The sequence below is a fragment of the Nocardioides gilvus genome (genome assembly GCF_003194605.1).
Lineage (GTDB): Bacteria > Actinomycetota > Actinomycetes > Propionibacteriales > Nocardioidaceae > Nocardioides > Nocardioides gilvus.
In genome coordinates, this window is the sequence record NZ_QHKY01000003.1 from 155,431 (window position 1) to 177,176 (window position 21,746).

General features: G+C 69.0%; 19 protein-coding genes and 1 tRNA gene. 9 read left to right on the forward strand and 11 right to left on the reverse strand.

Features of this window, described 5'->3' with window-relative positions; translation table 11 throughout:
* Positions 1-31 precede the first annotated feature (31 nt).
* From DNK52_RS09675 to DNK52_RS09695, 5 genes are all read right to left on the reverse strand, one after another.
* Complete coding sequence (locus DNK52_RS09675) at positions 32-1,264, reverse strand: NAD(P)/FAD-dependent oxidoreductase (RefSeq protein ID WP_110240800.1); 1,233 nt, start codon at positions 1,262-1,264, stop codon at positions 32-34.
* Positions 1,265-1,440: 176 nt separating this feature from the next.
* Positions 1,441-3,066: a chaperonin GroEL gene (gene groL / locus DNK52_RS09680; protein WP_110240801.1), complete on the reverse strand. Its 1,626-nt coding sequence runs from the start codon at positions 3,064-3,066 to the stop codon at positions 1,441-1,443.
* Between the two features lie 234 nt (positions 3,067-3,300).
* Positions 3,301-5,022 (reverse strand): TadE/TadG family type IV pilus assembly protein, encoded by a 1,722-nt coding sequence (locus DNK52_RS09685; RefSeq protein ID WP_110240802.1) that lies wholly within the window; start codon positions 5,020-5,022, stop codon positions 3,301-3,303.
* A complete protein-coding gene (locus DNK52_RS09690; RefSeq protein WP_110240803.1) occupies positions 5,019-5,447 on the reverse strand; it encodes a TadE/TadG family type IV pilus assembly protein in 429 nt (142 codons plus the stop codon). The genes DNK52_RS09685 and DNK52_RS09690 overlap by 4 nt, the downstream gene beginning before the upstream one ends.
* Positions 5,448-5,598: 151 nt before the next feature.
* Positions 5,599-6,468, reverse strand: coding sequence for an ATP-grasp domain-containing protein (locus tag DNK52_RS09695; RefSeq protein WP_110240804.1), 870 nt, complete (start codon positions 6,466-6,468; stop codon positions 5,599-5,601).
* 111 nt (positions 6,469-6,579) lie between these two features.
* On the opposite strand from DNK52_RS09695, the gene DNK52_RS09700 reads away from it, so the two are divergent.
* Positions 6,580-7,881, forward strand: a complete 1,302-nt coding sequence (locus DNK52_RS09700; protein WP_162598712.1) for a DUF2157 domain-containing protein — start codon at positions 6,580-6,582, stop codon at positions 7,879-7,881.
* 2 nt (positions 7,882-7,883) lie between these two features.
* Positions 7,884-8,369: a GDYXXLXY domain-containing protein gene (locus DNK52_RS09705; protein ID WP_110240806.1), complete on the forward strand. Its 486-nt coding sequence runs from the start codon at positions 7,884-7,886 to the stop codon at positions 8,367-8,369.
* A gap of 93 nt (positions 8,370-8,462) precedes the next feature.
* On the opposite strand, the gene otsB is transcribed toward DNK52_RS09705, so the two are convergent.
* From otsB to DNK52_RS09720, 3 genes are read right to left on the reverse strand one after another with little or no spacing between them, the layout of a single operon-like run.
* Positions 8,463-9,317: a trehalose-phosphatase gene (gene otsB, locus DNK52_RS09710; RefSeq protein WP_110240807.1), complete on the reverse strand. Its 855-nt coding sequence runs from the start codon at positions 9,315-9,317 to the stop codon at positions 8,463-8,465.
* 53 nt (positions 9,318-9,370) lie between these two features.
* The gene (locus DNK52_RS09715) at positions 9,371-9,868 is read right to left on the reverse strand and encodes a LytR C-terminal domain-containing protein (protein WP_110240808.1); all 498 of its coding nucleotides are present in this window, start codon (positions 9,866-9,868) and stop codon (positions 9,371-9,373) included.
* A 7-nt stretch (positions 9,869-9,875) separates the two neighbouring features.
* Positions 9,876-10,193, reverse strand: coding sequence for a DUF3263 domain-containing protein (locus DNK52_RS09720; protein ID WP_110240809.1), 318 nt, complete (start codon positions 10,191-10,193; stop codon positions 9,876-9,878).
* 157 nt (positions 10,194-10,350) lie between these two features.
* Between DNK52_RS09720 and DNK52_RS09725 the strand changes: the two genes are divergently transcribed.
* The 5 genes from DNK52_RS09725 to pdxY all read left to right on the forward strand — a co-directional run bounded on the left by DNK52_RS09725 (position 10,351) and on the right by pdxY (position 15,741).
* Positions 10,351-11,775: an alpha,alpha-trehalose-phosphate synthase (UDP-forming) gene (locus DNK52_RS09725; RefSeq protein ID WP_110240810.1), complete on the forward strand. Its 1,425-nt coding sequence runs from the start codon at positions 10,351-10,353 to the stop codon at positions 11,773-11,775.
* 76 nt (positions 11,776-11,851) lie between these two features.
* Positions 11,852-13,318 (forward strand): pyridoxal phosphate-dependent decarboxylase family protein, encoded by a 1,467-nt coding sequence (locus tag DNK52_RS09730; protein ID WP_110240811.1) that lies wholly within the window; start codon positions 11,852-11,854, stop codon positions 13,316-13,318.
* A 7-nt stretch (positions 13,319-13,325) separates the two neighbouring features.
* On the forward strand, positions 13,326-14,012 hold the full coding sequence (locus DNK52_RS09735; RefSeq protein ID WP_110240812.1) for a uracil-DNA glycosylase: 687 nt from the start codon (positions 13,326-13,328) through the stop codon (positions 14,010-14,012).
* A 27-nt stretch (positions 14,013-14,039) separates the two neighbouring features.
* Positions 14,040-14,810, forward strand: coding sequence for a dioxygenase family protein (locus DNK52_RS09740; protein ID WP_239455484.1), 771 nt, complete (start codon positions 14,040-14,042; stop codon positions 14,808-14,810).
* A 79-nt stretch (positions 14,811-14,889) separates the two neighbouring features.
* A complete protein-coding gene (gene pdxY / locus DNK52_RS09745; protein WP_110240814.1) occupies positions 14,890-15,741 on the forward strand; it encodes a pyridoxal kinase PdxY in 852 nt (283 codons plus the stop codon).
* Between the two features lie 155 nt (positions 15,742-15,896).
* On the opposite strand, the gene DNK52_RS09750 is transcribed toward pdxY, so the two are convergent.
* A tRNA-Thr gene (locus DNK52_RS09750) sits at positions 15,897-15,972 on the reverse strand.
* An 85-nt stretch (positions 15,973-16,057) separates the two neighbouring features.
* Between DNK52_RS09750 and DNK52_RS09755 the strand changes: the two genes are divergently transcribed.
* On the forward strand, positions 16,058-17,266 hold the full coding sequence (locus tag DNK52_RS09755) for a DUF4032 domain-containing protein (RefSeq protein ID WP_110240815.1): 1,209 nt from the start codon (positions 16,058-16,060) through the stop codon (positions 17,264-17,266).
* A gap of 53 nt (positions 17,267-17,319) precedes the next feature.
* Here the strand turns inward: DNK52_RS09755 and DNK52_RS09760 are convergent, their stop codons facing one another.
* Both DNK52_RS09760 and DNK52_RS09765 read right to left on the reverse strand, forming a co-directional pair.
* Positions 17,320-17,871, reverse strand: coding sequence for a gluconokinase (locus tag DNK52_RS09760; RefSeq protein ID WP_239455485.1), 552 nt, complete (start codon positions 17,869-17,871; stop codon positions 17,320-17,322).
* The gene (locus DNK52_RS09765) at positions 17,868-19,349 is read right to left on the reverse strand and encodes a GntP family permease (protein ID WP_110240816.1); all 1,482 of its coding nucleotides are present in this window, start codon (positions 19,347-19,349) and stop codon (positions 17,868-17,870) included. The genes DNK52_RS09760 and DNK52_RS09765 overlap by 4 nt, the downstream gene beginning before the upstream one ends.
* A gap of 113 nt (positions 19,350-19,462) precedes the next feature.
* Between DNK52_RS09765 and DNK52_RS09770 the strand changes: the two genes are divergently transcribed.
* A complete protein-coding gene (locus DNK52_RS09770; protein ID WP_204163476.1) occupies positions 19,463-21,733 on the forward strand; it encodes an MMPL family transporter in 2,271 nt (756 codons plus the stop codon).
* The last annotated feature ends 13 nt before the right edge of the window (positions 21,734-21,746 follow it).

Consider the following 21,746-nt stretch of genomic DNA (forward strand, 5'->3'; position numbering starts at 1 on the left):
TGCACACCGAGCGTTCTGGGCCCTCGGCCATTCAGCGCAGCGGGTCGAAGGGGCGCAAGGTCCTTGAGCTCCGCCCCGTGACGACCAGGTCGGCGAGCAGGCGCCCGGTCGCCGGCCCGAGCGTGATCCCCCACATCCCGTGGCCACCTGCCACGAAGACCCGGTCGGAACGAGTGGCCCCGACCAGCGGCAGGCCGTCGGGCGTGCAGGGGCGGGCACCCACCCACTCGTCCCGGCGGGTGTCCAGGTCGGCGCCTCGCAGCAGTGGCCGGGCAGCCTCCACGATCGCGGCGATCCGGCGCGTGTCGAGCGCGGCATCAGCAGGGCGGAACTCCATCATCCCGGCAACCCGCAGTCGGTCTCCGACCGGCGTGCAGGCCACCCGCTGGGTCGGGAAGTAGATCGGGCCGCGCGGCGTCCGCTGCACCCCGACGGTGAAGGAGTAGCCCCTCCCGGCCTGGACCGGCACCCGGACCCCGAAGGGTCGTGCCAGGGCGTTGAGCCAGGCTCCGGATGCGATCACGGCAGCGTCGTAGGTCTCCCCCGCGACCCGGACGGCGGTGCCGGTGTCGTGCAGGGCGCCGACCTCGACGCCGCTCACGATCCGTCCGCCCCGTCGCTCGACCGAGGCTGCAAGGTCGCGCAGGTAGTGACTCGGGGTGACGAAGCGCTGGCCGTACAGCCGGATCGCCGCCGTGATCTCGTCCGAGAGCGCCGGCTCGACCGCGCGGGCCTCGTCCCCGGTGAGCACCTCGTGCTCAAGCGTCTGGCCGCTGGCGCGTATGTGCTCGATCTCCTCGAGCAGCGTTGCGCGGTCCGCCTCACTGCGGTAGGCAGCGATGAAGGAGTGCGCCTCATGGGTGGGCGCCTCGACACCGCCCGCGCCCAACAGGTCGAAGGCCTCCAACGCGATCGAGTTGATCGGGACCAGCGCCGCCATCGCTTCACGCCAGCGCCGCATCGTGGAGTTGCGGGTGAAGCGCACCATGAACTGCAGCAACCGGCGGTCAGCCGTCAGCGGCACGTAGACCGGCGATGAGGGACTGAGCACTGCCCGTACGCCGTAACGCAGCACCGCGGGCTCCGGGAGGGGCGTCGCCAGCCCGGGCGTCAGCCACCCGGCGTTGCCCCACGACGAACCGGCTGCGACCCCGGTCCGGTCCAGGACGGTGACACCGACGCCGTGCTCCTGCAGGAACCAGGCGGTCGAGAGACCGACCATGCCGGCTCCGACCACTGCCACACGTTGCGGTGAGTGCACCATGCTCCAGCATGACCCAGGGCCGGGCTCAGCGCGAGGGTGATGCCGAAATGGCACAGGGCCCCGGTCCGAAGACCGGGGCCCTGCGTGTGGAGCGTTGCTCTGATCAGCAGATCAGAAGTCCATGCGCAGGGACCGTCACGCCCGCCTCACGGCGACCGGACCGCCCCCTGCTCCGATCAGAAGTCCATACCACCCATGCCACCGGTCGGGTCACCCATGGGGGCGGCCGCTTCCGGCTTGTCGGCCACGACGGCCTCGGTGGTCAGGAACAGAGCCGCGATGGAGGCCGCGTTCTGCAGGGCAGAGCGGGTCACCTTGGCCGGGTCGATGATGCCTGCGGCGATCATGTCGACGTACTCGCCGGTGGCCGCGTTGAGACCGAAGCCGGCCTCCAGGTTGCGGACCTTCTCGGCCACGACGCCACCCTCGAGACCGGCGTTGATCGCGATCTGCTTGAGCGGAGCCTCGATGGCCACGCGCACCAGGTTGGCGCCGGTGGCCTCGTCACCGGTGAGGGTGAGCTTGTCGAAGACCTCGGCACCGGCCTGGACGAGGGCGACGCCACCACCGGCGACGATGCCCTCCTCGACGGCAGCCTTCGCGTTGCGAACGGCGTCCTCGATGCGGTGCTTGCGCTCCTTGAGCTCGACCTCGGTGGCCGCGCCGACCTTGATCACTGCCACGCCACCGGCCAGCTTGGCCAGACGCTCCTGCAGCTTCTCGCGGTCGTAGTCGGAGTCCGACTTCTCGATCTCGGCGCGGATCTGGTTGACCCGACCCTCGATCTGGCCCTGGTCGCCAGCACCCTCGACGATGGTCGTCTCGTCCTTGGTGATGACGATCTTGCGGGCCTGGCCCAGCAGCTCGAGACCAGCGGTCTCCAGCTTGAGGCCGACCTCCTCGGAGATGACCTGGCCACCGGTGAGGATGGCGATGTCCTGGAGCATGGCCTTGCGGCGGTCACCGAAGCCGGGAGCCTTGACGGCGACCGACTTGAAGGTGCCCTTGATCTTGTTGACCACCAGGGTCGAGAGCGCTTCGCCGTCGACGTCCTCGGCGATGATCACCAGCGGCTTGCCGGACTGCATGACCTTCTCGAGGAGGGGCAGCAGGTCCTTGACCGAGGAGATCTTGGAGTTGGCGATGAGGATGTAGGGGTCCTCGAGGACCGCTTCCATGCGCTCGGGGTCGGTGACGAAGTAGGCCGAGATGTAGCCCTTGTCGAACCGCATGCCCTCGGTCAGCTCGAGGTCGAGGCCGAACGTGTTCGACTCCTCGACGGTGATGACGCCTTCCTTGCCGACCTTGTCCATCGCCTCGGCGATGATCTCGCCGACGGTGGCGTCAGCCGCGGAGATGGAGGCGGTCGAAGCGATCTGCTCCTTCGTCTCGACGTCCTTGGCCATCTCGAGCAGCTGGGCGGAGACAGCGGCGACTGCCGTCTCGATGCCGCGCTTGAGACCCATCGGGTTGGCGCCGGCCGCGACGTTGCGCAGACCCTCGCGGACCATGGCCTGGGCCAGGACGGTCGCGGTCGTCGTGCCGTCACCGGCGACGTCGTCGGTCTTCTTGGCAACTTCCTTGACCAGTTCGGCGCCGATGCGCTCGTACGGGTCCTCGAGCTCGATCTCCTTGGCGATCGACACACCATCGTTCGTGATGGTGGGCGCGCCCCACTTCTTCTCGAGAACGACGTTGCGGCCCTTCGGACCGAGAGTCACCTTGACGGCGTCGGCGAGCGTGTTCATACCGCGCTCGAGGCCGCGACGGGCTTCCTCGTTGAAAGCAATCAGTTTGGGCATAACTCCTGCGATTCCTTTTCGGGAGTCGGAATGTCACCGGCGGGTTGCCCGCGACGGACGGCCACCGACCCCCGACGGACCCTTCCCGCCGGCGCCTGCGACCTCAACGTCACCAGTGCTCAGTTGTCACTCTCGTGTCGAGAGTGCCAACCCCATGTTTAGCACTCGCCTCAAGAGAGTGCAAACACCGCCCCCGGCATCCGGGGGCGGTGTGGGCACTGCACGAAAAGTACGTCAGCGCGGCATCTGCAAGAACCTCACCATTCCACCGGCCGACGTCAACGCGGTGGCGAAGATGTCACCCAGGTCGCCCCCGTCGGTGGAGCAGAAGAAGTAGTCCCCGTCCGTGTTCTCCTCCTGCTGACCGGTTGCAGTGCTGCAGTTGCCGGCCGTCGACGCTCCGCCTCCCTGGGCATTGGAGGCGACCGAGGCCAGGACGTTGCGGACGAGGTCGCCCGAGCCGCCGCACCGAGCCGTGGCCGCATCACCGAAGCCGATGGTGACGATGAGGAGGTCCTCGCCGTGCCGGACCTTGGCTGCATTGGCGACCGTCTTCAGGTTGTTGCACCCGGTGACGCCGTTGGTGTTTCCGAGGTCGCCGGAGTCCAGCCCGGTGGTGCCAAAACTCCTCGGCTCACTGGGCTGACCATCGGTCTCGAAGACGATCATCTTGCGGATCTTGCCTTCACGGGTGGGTGCAGGGTTGTTGGCGAAGGCGTATCGCACCGACTCCTTGAGTGCCGACGCCAAGTTGGTGCCGTACTCCTGACGCACCGACTGCGACATGCACGAGATGGAGTCCACCAGGTCACTGCTGTTGTTGAGGAACGACGGGTCCGTCGGCTCGGCCTTCGGGAGCAGGTAGTTGTTGGTGAACCCGACGGGGATCCACGTGCCCTCTCGAACGTCGCTGTCGGTCGGCCTGTCCGTCACGGTGCGGTCGACGAAGGGGATGTTGTAGGTCCTGCCGCTCCAGGTGAAGTTCCGGTCGTACTGCAGGATCGGCGGCGTCGCGGCACTCGCAGGCAGTTGCGACGCCGCCTCGGACCGGCAGATGCTCGTGGTGCCAGCGGGCTGGGTCTTTCCCTGCCCATCCCAGTGACCGTTGTAGTTGTACTTGGACGTGCTGTCACTCGTCGTGGGCGCCACGGCGTAGTCGTCCGTCTGCGGGCCGTAGGTCTTCGACTTCGGCGTGAATCCCGTCAAGCGTGACTTGTGGATCGTGCCCAGCGCCACCTGGTGCATCTCGGGATTCATCAGCGTCAGTGACTCCTTGATCGCGTCCTTCATCTGTTGCCGGTCGTTGGTCCTCATGGACGCCGTTCGGTCGGCCACGATGACGACGTCCAACGGGTTCGGGACCTCCCTGCCGCAGGGACCGTTGCAGGCCACTGAGATGACCGCGCCTGTCTTTCCCTCGTCATACCCGATGGCGGGGGCGAACGCGTAGGGCACGACCTTGTTGTCAGCCACCCGCACGGTGTTGCACTTCGCCTTGGCGAGAGATGTGTTGCACGGGATGAAGCAGAGGAACTCGTCACAGACCAGCCCGGGATAGTTGCTGGCCGAGTAGGGCGCACCCTTGCCGGGGTTGCAGGTCGAAGGGATCTGCGTCGCGACGACCGTCTCGGCCGCACCGGTCGACGCCACGACACACCAGGTGTCGATCGTGGGGTTGGCAGTGGGGTCGTTGGCGCGGGCGACACGCAAGATCTCGCTCCTGGCCTTCGCGGCGCCTCCTTCACTCAGCGCGTAGGCCCCAGTGTGCGCGGCGGCATCCATCGTGTCCTTGAGTTGCTGCTTGGCCGATACGTTGCTCGCAATGTCGACAGCGATGGCGGCCAGGGCCATGACCAGGATCAGCATCATGGAGAAGAGGATGGCGTAGGCGCCGCGCTCGTCGCGCTGGCGCCGCCTTGCCACTCGAAGCCATACGCGTGCGGGAAGTCGAGTCATCGGTCCTCAATCCTCATCTCTGCGGTACGGGTCAGATCGAAGCCACCGGGGAAGAAGATCCCGACCGGGGTCAACATCTTGTGCCGGTAGGCGATCCGGACCACGGCGGTGCCGCCGGCTTCTCTCGCAGCGTCATAATTGGCGCCGCACGGAGCGTTGGCGGGCGTACGGCAGGAGACGGTGACGGTGGCGGAGCCCACTGCCGTCAGCCCGTTGTTGGCCACGGCGATCACTTCGCTCCGGGGTGCCTGCAGCGCCGCCGTACGCACCGCGTCGCGCGACGCGTTGTTGATCATCGAGCCGCGGTTGATCATGTATCCGAAGTCGATGATCCCGAAGAGCAGCATCAGGAAGATCGGCAGGATCAGGGCGAACTCCACCGCGGCAGCGCCGCGCTCCCCACGCGCCCTACGTCGAAAAAGCATGTCCCCTCCGGATCAGCGGGGCGACTGCCGGTCGGAGCGACCGTTGTCAGCACACCGCACCGGGGAGTCTAGATTTCTTTGGCGAGCCCATCGGGCGAACGGCAAAATCTTTGCCCAGCCTGTCTAGACCAGCCGATCCGGGCCCCTTCCCCTACGTGTGCACGGGCCTGCGCGCCCCGACCAGGGCCGCGAAGGGCTCGGCGTTGTCAGCGAACGTGTCCAGGTAGAGCGCAGGCTCGATCGCCTCCACCTCACTGACCCGCCACGCCCCGTCGTGGTGCAACAGGTCGACCCGGCCGTAGTCGAGCGGACGTCCGGTGAACGCCGCCGCAGCGCGCATCGCAGGCAGTGCAGCCGCGGCCGCCTCACCGGCCACCGGCACCTGGACGTACCTCCCCCCGAGGTGCTCGTGCACCCGAATCTCACCGACGCCCGGGGTCTTGTGGACCATGCTGGTGACCTCGCCGCCGATGACGAAGACCGAGACCTCGCCCCGGTCCCGCACCGAAGCAACCAATGGTTGTGCGACCAACCCGACATCGGGCAGCTCGAGCTCGTCGAGCGGATGCGTCGACTCCACGATCATGACGCCGACCCCACCCGCCCCCGTGCGCGGCTTGATGACGAGGTCGCCGAACTCGGCGCGCGCGTCGGCCAGGTCCTGCACCCGCTCGCGTGGGTCGTCAGCGAGCACCCGGGTGGGCACCGTCGGCACCTCGTCGCGTGCCTCGAGCTGCGCGAGGTAGGACTTGTCGAGGTTCCAGGCAAATACGTCCGCACCGTTGAGGAGTCGGGCGCCGACGTCGACCCTGCCGGCCCAGGCCAGGAACTCCTCGGCACGCTCGACGTAGTCCCAGGTGGCACGGACGGCGATCAGGTCACACGCCTGCCAGTCGACCTCTGCGTCGTCCCAGACCTCCCACGCCCACTCGATCCCCCGCGCGTCCAACGCTGCTTCCAGCACCTCGTGGCCGGGCTCGCCGTCGATCCAGCCGGTGCTCGTCACGAGCAGTACGCGCATCGTGGACTCCTCTCCGAGGTCCGGGCCGCTCGGCCCGATCCCGCATCGTGAACAGGGTATGAGTAGTCGAACTCATGACGGCGCACGCCATCAGGACCCACGATGTGCGACATGACCAACATGTTCTCGCGTGTGGAGCCCCCGGAGGCCCGCCCACCGCTGCCTGCGGCGGCCTCCGTGACCGCCTCGCCCTCCCACCTGCAGTGGCTGAGCGCCCAGGTGGCGAGCTGGCAGGTCGACGGCACGATCGACGCCGGGCAGGCCGATGCCATCCTGGCCCGCTACACCGCGTCGCGGCGCGCCTCACTGGGCCGCATCCTGCTGGTCCTCGGGGCCTGCTTCGTCGGCGTCGGGCTGATCTGGCTGGTCGCGGCCAACCTCGACGAGTTCAGCCCCCTCACCCGATTCGTCGGGATCACGGCGCTGTGGCTCGCGACCTTGGTCGGCGCCGAGGTGGCGCACAGCCGGGGCATACGTCCGTTGGCCGTCGGGGCGCTCCGACTGCTGGCCGCCTTCGCCATCGGCGGCGTGATCTTCCAGGCCGCACAGAGCCTGCAGGTGCCGGCGTACGACATGAGCCTGGTCGGTGCGTGGGGCCTGGCCGCCCTGATCCAGGCGTACCTGCTGGGCGCCTACCTCCCGCTGCTGCTGGGGTTGGCGGGCGTGGTCGCGTGGAGCATGGCGGAGTCCGCCGAATCGATCGAGACCTTCGCCGACGCTGTCCTCCTGCTGGGTGTCGGTGCCGTGCTCACGGTCGCGGTCGGCGCGCTCCATGAGCGCTGGCGCAGGGACTTCGGCGCCGTGTGGCGTGGGGTGGGGGCCTCGTTCGCGCTGATCACCCTCTTCACCGCCGCCGTCCCGGTCGGCGAGGAGTTCGAACTGACCCTGCTGACCTGGCAGATCGTGGTGGTCGCGCTCACCGGCGCGGTGGCCGTGGCTGCGGTCGCCCTGCAGCGACGTACGGTCCCCGGCAGTGTCCTGGCGGCCCGCGAGACCATGGGCGTGGTCCTGGTCCTGGTGCTTGCCCTGGGTCTGGCTGCCTGGCCCACCAGCGGATCCGCGCTCGAGATCAGCGGCACCGACACGCTCCGCTCGATCTTCTCGGTGCTCCTCTACGTGGCTCTGGCGCTGGGGGTCGCGGTCGTCGGCACCCTGCGGGACTCGCGCCTCCTGCCGGCACTCGCCACCCTGGCCCTGGTCGTCTTCACGACCTTCCAGGCGTTCGCGATCTTCGCCACGATCTTCACCGGGGCCTGGCTCTTCCTGCTGCTCGGGCTGCTCTTCATCGCCACCGGCTACGGCTTCGACCGCACCCGGCGCCGCCTCGCCGAGTCGCTCGACGACGGACCCGACGGCCCCGCAGCCCCCGACTCGTCCGACGACTCGACCCCTCACCCCACGAACGGAGCCTGACGATGAAGCGCACCGTGCTGGTCACCCTCGTCGCCGTGTCCCAGCTCGCCCTGGTCGGGGTGGGTGTCGCCCCACAGCTCTCCGCCCGGGTCAACGGCGAGACCGTCCTGCTCAAGGTCGCGCCCGTCGACCCGATCGACCCCTTCCGGGGCGCGTACGTGGTCCTCGACTACCCGGACCTCGATCCGCCCGACGACCGGTGGGAGGACGGCGTCAGCGAGTACCGCGAGGACCATCTCTTCATCGTCCTCGAGGAGCGCGACGGGGTGGCGGTGGGCACGGAGTGGACCCACCGGCGTCCCGAATCGGGTCTCTACCTGGCCTGCGCACCCCAGAGCTGGGCAGCTGACTGCGGGATCGAGAGTTGGTTCGTGCCCCAGGACGAGGCGCTGCAGATCGAGCGGGACGTCGCGAGCGGGCACGCCGTGGCCGAGGTGCGCGTCGACTCCCGCGGCAACGCCGCCATCACCGGGCTGCGTACGGACTGATCCGGCCGCCGCGCCCCAGGACGCATACGGCCGCCACATCCAAGTGGCGGGTTGGAGACGCTCGTCGGCGAAATGGCGTCTCCAAGTCGCCACTTAGTGTCGGGGCGCCACCGCGTCGAGGTCCTCGATCAGCTGCCGCAGCATCTCCACCACTCCGTCCGGGCCGTCGACCACATGGTCGGCCAACTCCTCGAGCTCGGTGGGGCCGTCACCGCCGTGGGAGCAGACCACCAGGGTGGGGGTGCCGCTCTCCCGCAGGCCGATCAACTCGGTGAAGGCCTCGACGTCACCGAGGTCGTCACCGGCGAAGAGGAATCCGCCGGCAGACCACTGGTCGGCCAGGTCCCGCACCGCGATCCCCTTGTTCATGCCGGGCGCTCGGACCTCCACGACGAGGCGACCGGGCTCCACGGCGAGGTCGTGACGGGTCGCGGCCTCGCTGACCAGCGGCAGCAAGCGGGCGAACGCCGCCTCCGGCTCGTCGAGGCGGCGGGTGTGCAGGGCGACCGCCAGGCCCTTCGGTTCGACGTACGCCTCACCGGCCCCGGCCCGGCGCAGCAGCGAGGGGATCTCGCGCAGGAACGAGGCGAGCCCGTGGGGGGGTCGTGGGGAGACGATGCGGCGGTCGACGCCGGTCCACCGTTCGTTGCCGTACTGGCCGAGCACGATGAAGTGTCGTCCTCGCTCGGTGATCTGCGCCCCCACCACGTCCAGGTCGCCGAGCGCCAGCGCCTGGCGCACCGGGCGGCCGGTGATCACCGCGACGCCGCGGACCCGGTCAGCCAGCTCCACCAGCAGATCCGGCACGTCGGGGTGGACGTGGGCCTGCGTCGGGTCCTCCACGATGGGCGCGAGCGTGCCGTCGAAGTCGAGGCCGATCACCAGGTCGGAGCCGGTGTGCACCACGTCGGCGTAGAGCCGAGCAGCCTCGGGATCGGAGAACTCCATGGGGTCACTCAACCAGACCTTGCCGACCCAGCAGAGCGGACGTGACGAGCGCCTCAGCCGGTGAGGATGACCGTGAGACGGTCGAACTTCATCGGCGCGATGGCTTCCCTGGTGCGCTTGATGCCCAGGTCGAGAGCCAACTGCTTGGCCTCGGCCTTGAGCTTCGGAGGGAAGTAGACGGTGTCGGCGGGGATGTGACCGACCCAGTTGTCGGACCCGACGACCTGCCATCCCGCTGCCGTGATCTTGCTGGCCGTCTGGCCCGCGAGACCCGTGACGCCGGAGTTGTTGAAGACCTCGACGTAGACCTTGCCGCGGTTGATCTTCGGCTTGGGCTTCTTCGTCTTCTCCGGTGCGGCGGTGGGGGTCGGGGCGGCGCTCGGCGCGACCGACTCCTGCGAGACGGGCGCGACGCGACGCTCCTGCTCAGGGGCGTCCTTGGTGGCGACGAAGGCGATGCCCGCCATCGCCACCGCGATGATGCTCAGCATCACCACGGGCGAGGGGAAGGCGACGCCACGTTCGTTGCGGCTGCGGTCGAAGAGGCTCATCGGCTTTTCAGACCTCGAAACCGAGGCGGCGGGCGGAGCGCTGACGCTGACGCTGGGCACGCAACCGGCGCAACCGGCGTACGAGGAGGGGGTCGGCCTCGAGCGCGGCCTGGGTGTCGATCAGCGCGTTGAGGACCTGGTAGTAGCGGGTCGAGCTCATGTCGAACTTCTCCCGGACCGCCTGCTCCTTGGCGCCGGCGTACTTCCACCAGTGGCGTTCGAACTCGAGGATGTCGCTGTCGCGCTCGCTGAGGCCGCCGGTCTCTGAGACCTGCCCAGATCCCTGCGCGGTGCTCTGGCCCTCGAGGGCGTTCGCGGCGTCCATGTGATCTCCCCTGGATGCTGGCGGCGTGCTGACCCAGCCCACTGTAGGCGACGAACCACAACGATGTCATTCGCTTCGCGCGAGTCGCCCGCGGCCCTGTCGTCACCGGGTTTCCGTCAGGCCGTGCGACTAGGCTGAGCCCGTGACTTCCTCAGGCATGTCCGAGCTCGTGATCGTGGCCAACCGGCTGCCCGTCGACCAGGTGATCGACGATGACGGAGGCATCAGCTGGCGCCGTTCCCCGGGCGGACTGGTGACGGCCCTGGAGCCCGTCCTGCGCTCCAACGAGGGCGCCTGGGTCGGCTGGCCGGGCGGCGTGGACCAGCAGCTCGAGCCCTTCGTGTCCGAGGGACTCCACCTGGTCCCCGTGTCGCTGAGCGCGAGTGAGATCGAGGAGTTCTACGAGGGTTTCTCCAACGGTTCGCTCTGGCCGCTCTACCACGACGTCGTCGCCAAACCGGAGTACCACCGCGAGTGGTGGGACTCGTACGTGGCGGTCAACCAACGCTTCGCCGAGCAGGCCGCGGCGGTCGCGGCCACCGGCGCCACGGTCTGGGTCCAGGACTACCAGTTGCAACTGGTCCCCCAAATGCTGCGCGAGCTGCGCCCCGACCTGCGCATCGGCTTCTACCTGCACATCCCCTTCCCGCCCTCTGAGCTCTTCGCCCAGTTGCCGTGGCGGCGCCAGATCCTGGAGGGCCTGCTCGGGGCTGACCTGATCGGCTTCCAGCTGGCCGGCGCGGCCCAGAACTTCGTACGCCTCGTGCGCAACCGGGTCGGACACCGCACCCACCGCGAGCGCGTCTACCTCCCGGACGGTCGCGAGGTGCGGGCCGCGGCCTACCCGATCTCGATCGACGCCGCCGAGTTCGAGGACCTGGCGCGCTCCCCCGAGGTCGCTCGCCGGGCCGAGGAGATCCGCGAGTCACTCGGCTCGCCGAAGAAGATCTTCCTGGGCGTCGACAGGCTCGACTACACCAAGGGCATCTTCGCCCGGCTCCGTGCCTACGCCGAGTTGGTGGAGGGGGGCCATCTCAGTGTCGAGGACGCCGTCTTCGTCCAGGTCGCCACGCCGTCGCGCGAACGCGTCGAGGAGTACCGCATCCTCCGTGACGAGATCGACCGCCTCGTCGGTCGGGTCAACGGCGACCTCGGGCAACTGGGCCGACCGGTCATCTCCTACATGCACTCCTCCATGCCGCGTGAGGAGCTCGCGGCGCTCTACCGCGCCGCTGACGTGATGGTGGTGACTCCTTTCCGTGACGGGATGAACCTGGTCGCCAAGGAGTACGTCGCCTGCCGTTACGACGATGCCGGTGCGCTGGTGCTCTCGGAGTTCGCCGGGGCGGCCAACGAGTTGCGGCAGGCGTGGCTGGTCAACCCGTACGACATCAACGGCATGAAGACCGCCCTCCTGGATGCGTGCCAGGCCCCCGAGAAGGAGCAGTCGCGCCGGATGCGCGCCATGCGACGCACGGTCACCGAGCGTGACGTCGCGAAGTGGGCCGGTGACTTCCTGGGTGACCTCACCGCGGTCAACCCCGACCAGGACCTCACCCTGCGGCCCGACTTCGACTACTGATTCACGTGCCAATCCCCACCCGCGAGCCTAAGGTCGTGGGCATGATCCTGTCGGTCGCGACGAGGAGGGACCTCGGATGACTCCTCATGTGGACCCGACCCCTGCCCTGGAACGACTCCTCGAGCTCCAACGCTCGGACATGCCTGCTCAGGGTGGCCGATCACTCGCCCACATCTACGACTCGGGCATGCCGGAGGTGACCCGCGTCGGCAGCGAGGCGATGGCGGCGTACGCCAACTCCAACGGCCTCGACCCCGCCGCCTTCCCCAGCGTGGTGCGGATGGAGAACGAGGTGGTCGGGTTCGCGGCTGACCTGCTGCACGCGCCCGCCAGCGCGGTCGGCACCGTCACCTCGAGCGGCAACGAATCGCTGTTGCTGGCCGTGCAGGGAGCCCGCGACTCGAGACCGGAGGTGGTCTCCCCGTCGATGGTGGTCCCGGAGACCGCCCACTCGGCCTTCCACCGAGCCGCCCACTACTTCGGGGTGCGCGCGGTGGTGGTCCCGGTCGGCGCGGACTACCGGCCGGATCCCGTCGACGTCGCCGCGGCCATCGATGCGACCACCGTCCTGGTGGTTGTCTCCGCCCCCTCTCACGCCCACGGGGTGATCGACCCGATCACCGAGATCGCTGCCGTCGCCCACTCCCGCCGGGTGGCCTGTCACGTCGACGCCGGCCTCGGCGGCTGGGTGCTGCCGTACGCCGAGGCAGCGGGACGCGATGTGCGCCCCTGGGACTTCCGCGTCAAGGGCGTGACGTCCATGTCGGTCGACACCCACAAGTACGCGTACGCCCCCAAGGGCACGTCCGTGTTGTTGCACCGCAGCTCCCGGCTGCGCCATCCCCAGTACTTCGCCGCCGCCCGGTGGCCGGGCACGTCGATGCTCAACTCCACGACCCAGTCGACCCGGTCGGGTGGTCCCGTGGCGGGTGCCTGGGCCATCATCCGCATGCTCGGCCACGACGGCTACCGGCGCCTGGCCGGAGAGGTCTTCGAAGCAGTCGACCGGATCGTGGAAGGCATCGCGAAGATCGACGGGCTGAGCGTGGTGGCGGAGCCCGAGTCGACGCTGGTCGCGGTCGAGACCGATCAGAGCTGCGACCCGTTCACGGTCATCGACGGCCTCGCCGCACGGGGATGGTCCGTCCAGCCCCAGATGTCGTACGGCAACCACCCGGCCACCATCCACCTGACGGTGAGCGCCGCGACCCTGACCAAGGCCGATGACTTCCTCGAGGCGCTGGCCGAAGCTGCCGCCGAGGCGGTCGAGACCGGGCCGATCGTGGCCGACCCTGACATCCTCGAGATCCTCGATGCGCTGGACCCCAACGAGTTGTTCGACGTCGACTTCGGCAGTCTGTTGGACGCGGCGGGCATGGCCCAGTCGCCTGGTTCGAGCCAGTTGCTTCCGCAGCGGATGGCGCCGGTCAACGCTCTGCTCGACGCCTCGTCCCCCGAGATGCGCGAGGCCCTGTGGGTGGCCTTCCTGGATCGTCTGGCCAAGCCTGTGCGCGCGACCGTCCCGCCTCTTCCCGAGGGGTGAGTGCGCCATGACGGCGTTGGACCGTCTCGTGTCCCAGGGCCTGATGTCTCCGGACTGGGCCGTGGCCCTGGCTCCGGTGGAGGAGGACGTCGCCCGCGTGGGCGCCTTCCTCGTCGCGGAGACTGCGGCCGGTCGGGCCTGGTTGCCGGCGCCCGAGCGTGTCTTCGCTGCCTTCCGGCGCCCCCTGGCCGACGTACGCGTGCTGCTGGTGGGACAGGACCCGTACCCGACGCCGGGCCACGCGATCGGCCTGAGTTTCGCGGTGGCCCCCGACGTACGTCCGCTGCCGCGCAGCCTGACCAACATCCACCGCGAGCTGGAGGCCGACCTGGGCCATCCGCCGGCACCCCACGGCGACCTCTCGGCGTGGGCCGACCAGGGTGTGCTGCTGCTCAACCGGGTGCTGACGGTCCGGGCCGGGGACGCTGGTTCGCACCGGCGCCGAGGGTGGGAGGCGGTCACCGACCGGGCGGTGGCTGCGGTCGTCGAGCGCGGCGGGCCGTGCGTGGCGCTCCTGTGGGGCCGTGACGCCCAGCAGCTCAAGGCCTCACTGGGCCCGGTGCCTGCAGTGGAGTCAGCCCATCCGTCGCCGCTCTCGGCGTCGCGGGGCTTCTTCGGATCACGACCGTTCAGCCGCGTCAACCAGTTGTTGGTGGAGCAGGGCGCGGAGCCCGTCGACTGGCGCCTGGAATAATGTTGAACGCTAAACTATTGTAGGGGTATGGAACGTATGCCTGCCCTCTTCATCGGCCACGGCGCCCCGCCGCTGCTCGACGATCCGATCTGGTCCGCCGAGCTCAATGGCTGGGCGCGCGACCTGCCCGCCCCCAAAGCCATCCTGATCGTGAGCGCCCACTGGGAGTCCGCGCCCGTGAGCCTGAGCGCGAGCGGCGCGGAGCTGGTCTACGACTTCGGTGGCTTCGCGCCGAAGTACTACAACATGCGTTACGACACCCCGGACTCCACCGCCCTCGCGGCGCGGATCGCGGCGATGATGCCGACGGGACAACCGGTCCACCAGCACCGCTCCCGAGGCCTGGACCACGGCGCCTGGGTGCCGCTGAAGATCATGTTCCCCGAGGCCGACATCCCGGTCGTCCAAATGTCCCTGCCGACCGAGGACCCCGCCACCCTGATGGCCCTCGGTGAGCGGCTGCGCCCCCTGCGCGACGAGGGCGTCCTGATCATCGGCTCCGGCTTCCTCACCCACGGGCTCCCCTTCCTCAAGGAGTTCCGGATCGAGGCCGCCCCGCCCGGCTGGTCGACGGACTTCGACGCCTGGGCCGCCGAGGCGCTGGCCCGCGGCGACGTCGACGAGCTCGCGCAGTACCGCACCAAGGCCCCCGGGATGCCGTACGCCCACCCCACCGCCGAGCACTACACCCCGCTCTTCGTGACGCTGGGGGCCGCGAACAAGTCCGACGACCCCGGCGAGCAGAAGATCGACGGTTTCTGGATGGGCCTGTCGAAGCGGTCGTTGCAGGTCGCCTGACCGGCACCCGGGCAGGGAACCCGGGCTGGGCGCCCGGGCAGCGCGCGCCTGCGTGTGCAGACGGTGAGAGTATTGCTCCGTGAAGATCCTCTCGATCCAGTCCCACGTCGCGTACGGCCACGTCGGCAACTCCGCCGCGGTCTTCCCCCTGCAGCGCCGTGGCCACGACGTGTGGCCGGTGCACACGGTCAACTTCTCCAACCACACCGGGTACGGCGCGTGGGGCGGTCCGTTGATCGCCCCCGACGACGTACGCGCCGTGATCGGCGGCATCGAGGACCGCGGCGTGCTCGGGCAGGTCGACGCCGTGCTGTCGGGCTACCAGGGTGGAGCCGGCATCGCCGACGTCATCATCGACGCCGTCGACCGGGTGAAGGCCGCGAACCCCGCCGCCACCTACACCTGCGACCCGGTGATGGGCAACGCCAAGTCGGGTTGCTTCGTGCACCCCGACATCCCGGTGCTGATCCGCGAGAAGGTCATCCCGAAGGCCGACATCATCACGCCCAACCAGTTCGAGCTGGGCTTCCTCACCCACACCGAGCCCGGCTCCTGGGAGTCGACGCTCGCCTCCGCTGACCAAGCCATGTCGATGGGCCCGAGCACGGTGCTGGTGACCAGCGTCGAGCGGCCCGACCGCCCCGAGGGGACCATCGAGATGATCGCCGTCACCGCCGACGAGGCCTGGGTCGTGCAGACCCCGCACCTGCCCTTCAAGGCCAACGGCTCCGGCGACGTCACCGCCGCCCTCTTCACCGCGCACCTGCACGAGACCGGCTCACTGCCCGACGCCCTCGCGGCGACCACCTCGAGCGTCTTCGACCTGCTGGAGAACACGATCAACTCGGGCGAGCGCGAGCTCCGCCTGATCGCCTCGCAGGAGATCTTCGCCCACCCGCGCATGCAGTTCGAGGTCACGCGGATCCGCTGAGGCAGCCCACCCCGCCCGGAGTCGCCCCTGTGCGGTGTCCAGGTGTCACTGGGTGACACCTGGACACCGCACAAGCGAATGTCGCTCCCCACGGGGAGGTCAAGGGAGGGCGAGCGGGCGACGATCAGCCCCGCAGCACAGTCGAGTGCTGCCCCTGGGGCCGCGTGTCGGAATCGAACCGACGACATCCTCATTACAAGTGAGGTGCTCTGCCAACTGAGCTAACGCGGCGTGCACTCACCGAGCGCGCCCAGAATCCTAGTCGTACGCCCAGTCACGGGTGCGCGGGCACCTCGTTTACTCGTACGCTGCACGGATGGCCCTACGCATCGTGGCCAGCCGGCCGGACCCGGCACTGGTCCGGTTGCCCTGGCACCTGCCTCTGGAGGAGTGGAGCGACGATTACGTCGTCCCGCTCCCGCGAGGGCTGTCGCGCCACGTCGTGCGGATCGTGCGACTCGGGACCCGGATCTACGCGGTGAAGGAGACCCAGGAGCCGATCGCGTTCACCGAGTACCGGATGCTGCGCGACCTGCAACGCCTCGACCTCCCTGCCGTACGCCCCCAGGCCGTCGTCACCGGTCGGGTCGCGCGTGACGGCACTCCCCTGCCGGCGGCGTTGCTGACCGAACACCTGCGCTACTCACTGCCCTACCGCAGTCTCTTCAGCCACGGGGTCACCGCCGAGCGGGTGCCGTCCCTGATCGACGCGATCGTGGTGCTGCTGGCGCGACTCCACCTTGTCGGCTTCTTCTGGGGCGACGTGTCGCTCTCCAACGTCCTCTTCCGGCGCAATGCCGGCGAGTTCGCGGCCTACCTGGTGGACGCCGAGACCGGCGAGCTCCACGACTCGATCAGCGACCGGATGCGCGAGCACGACCTGACGGTGGGCGGGGAGAACATCTTCGCCGAGCTGATGGACCTCAAGGCCAGCGGCCGGATGCACGGCGACCTCGACCCGTTGACGATCGTGACGATGCTGCACGAGCGCTACCAGGTGCTGATGGAGGAGCTGACCGCGGTCGAGGAGTTCGGCACCGAGGAGATGTGGCGCATCGAGCAGCGCATCGAGCGCCTCAACGAGCTCGGCTTCGACGTCGACGAGCTCGACATCATCACCGACTACGACGGCGACCGGGTCGAGATCCAGCCCAAGGTGGTCGACCTGGGCCACCACGTACGTGAGTTGCGGGCCCTGACCGGCCTGCAGGTCGAGGAGAACCAGGCCCGTCGGCTGCTCAACGACATCGCTGCCTTCACCGCCGCCCACGACCTGGGCCGCGAGGACCGCCACGTCGTCGCCAACCGTTGGCTGATGGAGGTCTACGAGCCGATCTCGGCGATGGTTCCCCCCGAAGCCCGCGGCAAGCTGGAGCCGGCCGAACGCTTCCACGAGATCCTCGAGCACCGCTGGCGGCTCTCCGACGAGGCCGAGCAGGAGGTCGACATCTTCGTCGCCGCCCGGGACTGGATCGAGCACGAGCTGGGCCAACGACCCGAGGAAGCGATCGCCTCCGACACCTGAGCGGGGCGGGTCCCTGGCCGGACGCCAGCGCCGAATGCCAGGGCCGGCTCGACTCAGCCGAGGTCCAGCCGGGCCAGCACCATGGCCGCGATCCGGTCCGGCGGGTGCGCCACGTCGATGACCATGCCCTCCTCGTCGCCATCGAGCTGCTCAAGGGTGTCGAGCTGTGACTCGAGCAGGGTCGGCGGCATGAAGTGCGCGCGCGACTGCATTCGCTGCAGCAACAACCCCTTGTCGCCGGTCATGTGGACGAAGAAGGTCCCGGGCCCGCCCCGTCGAAGAACGTCTCGATAACTGCGTCGCAGGGCGGAGCAGCTCAGCAGGGTCGGGATGCCTGCCTCGTCGCGCTCCTTGGTCCACTGGGCAAGCGTCTCCAACCAACCCCACCGATCAGAATCGGTGAGCGCTCGTCCGGACTCCATCTTGGCGATGTTCTCCGGCGGGTGGAAGTCGTCACCCTCGGCCAGCTCCCAGCCGAGCAGTTTCTGCACCGCAACGGCGGCGGTGCTCTTCCCCGATCCCGAGACCCCCATGAAGACCAGGTGCAACGGAGGTTCTCCGGCCCCTCGGGTCGTACGCCCCTGCTCGCTCGCGTGCGCGTTCACCCGACCACCCACAGACCACAGGCGAGGACGAAGATCGACAGCCCGAGGGTGGTCTCCATGACCGTCCAGGTCTTCAGCGTGGTCTTCACGTCCATCCCGAAGAATCTGCTGACCAACCAGAAGCCGGAGTCGTTGACGTGGCTGAGCACGGTGGCGCCGGCGGCGATTGCCATCACCAGGGCCACGAGACGTACGTCGGAGAGGTTCTCGGCGGCCACCCCGGCGGAGATCAGGCCGGCTGTGGTGGTCAGCGCGACGGTGGCCGAGCCCTGGGCGACCCGCAGGATCGTGGCGATCACGAAGGTGGAGAGGATCAGCGGCATGCCCAGGTCGGAGAGGGAGTCCGAGAGCGCCGAACCGATCCCGCTGTATCGCAGCACGCCACCGAACATGCCACCCGCGCCGGTGATCAGGATGATGGCGCAGATCGGCGCCAGTGCGTCGTTGAGGATCGACTCGAGATCAGCCAGGGAGCGGTGCTTCGTGCCGAGTGTGTAGGTCGCGAAGAGGAGTGTGATGAGCAGCGCCACCGGCGTCTGGCCGATGAAGATGAAGCTGTCGACCACCAGCCCTTCCTGGGCCAGGTTGCCGTTGGCGCGGAGCGTGGCGAGCACGGTGTTGGCCCCGATCAGCACCAGCGGGAGCAACAGGATCAGCAGCACGTGACCGAACGACGGCAGGGCACGGGCAGTGCTGGCTGTCGCCGCCGTACGTCCGTCCCCGTCCCCGTCCCCGTCCCCGTCACCCTCGTCGGACCCCCCGCTCCCGACGCCCCCGGCTCCGGCTGCGGCGCCGGCGGTGACCCGCTCGCCGGTCAGGATGCTGTCGTCGATGGGCACGTACACCTTGCCGGCGTAGGCGATGGTGAAGAGGTGGACACCGACGAACCACGCGATGACTGCCACCGGGAGCCCGATGAGCAACGTCAGGCCGACGCTGGCGTCCAGCTCCGTGGCAGCGGTGACGGGCCCGGGGTGCGGCGGTACGACGGCGTGCATGGCCGCGAAGGCACCGGCCGCGGGCAGCGCGTACAGGAGGACGGAGCCGCCGAAACGGGTGGCGACGGAGAAGATGATCGGCAGGAAGACGACCAGTCCGGCGTCGAAGAAGATCGGCAGGCCGAAGAGCAGCGCGGCGACTCCGAGGGCCAGTGGAGCGCGCTTCTCGCCGAACCGGCCGATCAGGGTGTCGGCGAGCACCTGTGCGCCGCCGGTCATCTCGAGCAGTCGACCGATCATCGCCCCGAGCCCGACCAGGAGAGCCACTGCTCCCAGGGTCGAGCCGAAGGCACCGACCGCGACCCCGGCCACGTCGGCCATCGGGATGCCCGCCACGACGGCGGTGGTGAGACTGACCAGGACGAGCGCGACGAAGGCGTGCATCTTCAAGGCGATGATGAGGACGAGCAGCACCGCGACCGCTCCACCCGCGATCAGCAACAGGGTGGTCGCGCCGTACACCGGGTCCATCGGGTCCATGGGACACCTCCTGTGAGTTGGATCACACGCTATCCCTTCGGGACCGGTGCTTGTCACCCGCCGGCCTGCGACACGATGGGTCGAGCTCATCGCAGGACATCGAAGGGACCCCCGTGAAGCAGACCCAGCCCTTGCTGTGGCGCGTCGGCCGCAACGCCTCGCGCCACCGCTCGGCCTACGTCGTGACCTGGGCCGTGCTGATCGTGGCTGGCTTCGTGACCAGCCTCGGCCTGCTCGGCGGCGCCTCGCTCTTCGACCGACTCGAGACCGGTGACATCGTCGCGCCCGGCCAGGCGACCCAGGGACGCGACCTCATCTCCGCGACCGATGAGGGGGCCACGCCGGTTTTGCTGCGCGCGGACGGCGTCGACTTCACCGACCCCCAACTCACCCTCGACGTCCGTGCGGTGGTCGATCGCCTCGAGGCCATCGAGGGCGTCGGCGCCGTCACCTCCCCGATGACCACCCCTGGCTGGCCCCGGGCCCCCGAGGCGTACGCCCTGATCGCCGACAACGACCCGGCGAGCGGCAGCTTCATCATCAGCGTCGAGGCCGGCACCGAGCCCGGCAATCCGGTGCAGGAAGCGGTGGTCGCCGAGCTGGAGGGGACATCTTCCTACCTGCTCGCCCGGCACGCCGACGAGCTGCACGTCGGTGGAGTCGGCCTGCTGGTCGGCGACATCGTCGACCAGATCAAGCAGGACCTGATCATCGGTGAGGGCATCGCGATCCCGTTGTCGATGCTGTTGATGCTCTTCGTCTTCGGCGGTTTCGTGGCCGCCGGGATGCCGATCGTGGGCGCCATCGCCTCGATCTCGGGGGCGCTCGCGCTGCTGTTCGGCTTCTCCTTCGTGATGGACCTCGACGCGACGGTCGTCAACATCGTCACGGTGATGGGACTGGCGCTGTGCATCGACTACGGACTGCTCCTGGTGAGCCGGTTCCGCGAGGAGCTCGCCCGGGTGGCGCCCGGTGTGCCGTCAGCCGAGTTGAGCCGCCAGCAGATCGACGACTCGGTCGCCGCGGCGGTGGCCACCGCGGGGCGTACGGTCCTCTTCTCCGCGGTGATCGTGGCCATCTCGCTGTCCGGTCTGATGATCTTCGAGGCCCCGGTGATGCGCGCGATCGGCGCCGCCGGTGTGGCGGTGGTGCTGGTGGCACTGGTCGTCGCGTTGACGCTCATCCCGGCGCTCTGCTCGCTGGGTGCTCGTCGTCTGGGCAATCGCAAGGGTGCCGAGGCGGCCCCCGACGAGGGGGTCTTCAGCCGGTTGGCGGGCGTCGTGCAACGGCGTCCGGGCCTCACGACACTGGTCAGCGTCCTGGTGCTGCTGGGCCTGGCCCTGCCCGCCCTGGACCTGCGCCTCAATGCTTCCGGGGTGGAGTTGCTGCCCCCGAAGGCGGAGCAGCGGGTCTTCTTCGACGGCCTCGACGACGACTACCCGGTCCTGGCGGCTCCCACCGTCCAGGTGGTCGCGCAGGCTGACGAGGCCCAGGTCCAGCAGTGGGCCGACGACCTGGCCGAGGCCGACGGCGTCACCCGGGTCGACCCGCTGCGCGAACTCGGTGAGGCCCCGGCCGGTCTCGACGTCGCCGGGATGGATCCTGACGGCCCGGGTCTGTACGTCGTCTCCCTGCACACCGAGGGCAACTCGATGGGCGACGACGCGCGTACGGTCGCGGCGCAGCTGCGCGACGCTGATCCTGGCTTCTCGACGTGGACCACGGGCCAGGCCGCCTCCTTGGCCGACTTCACCGACTCGGTCCTGGACCGGGCACCGTGGGCCGCCCTCTGGATCGCGGGGGCGACCTTCATCCTGCTCTTCCTGCTCACCGGCTCCGTGGTGATCCCGGTGAAGGCGTTGCTGCTCAACGTGGTGTCTCTGGGCGCCAGCCTGGGGATCCTGGTCTGGGTCTTCCAGGAGGGTCACCTCGAGTCGGTGCTGCGCTTCGAGAGCGTGGGGGGCATCGAGTCGGTGATCCCGTTGATGGTGCTGGCCTTCGGGTTCGGACTCTCGATGGACTACGAGGTCTTCCTGCTGGCCCGGATCATCGAGCTGCACGAGCAGGGCCACGACGACGACACGGCCGTACGTCTGGGGTTGCAGCGCTCGGGCCGCATCATCACCTCTGCGGCGCTGATCATGGTGATCGTCTTCGCTGGCTTCGCGGTGGGCGAGATGCTCGTGATCAAGCAGACCGGTTTCGCCCTCGCGGTCGCGGTGCTGATCGATGCGACGCTCGTGCGGATGATCATCGTGCCGGCGACGATGACGATGCTCGGCCGGTGGAACTGGTGGGCACCGCGCTGGATGAAACGCGTCCACGCGAGGTGGGGCGTCAGCGAGCACGGCTCACCGGTGGCTCCCGTACCCGAACCGGGGTAAACGCAGGGCCACA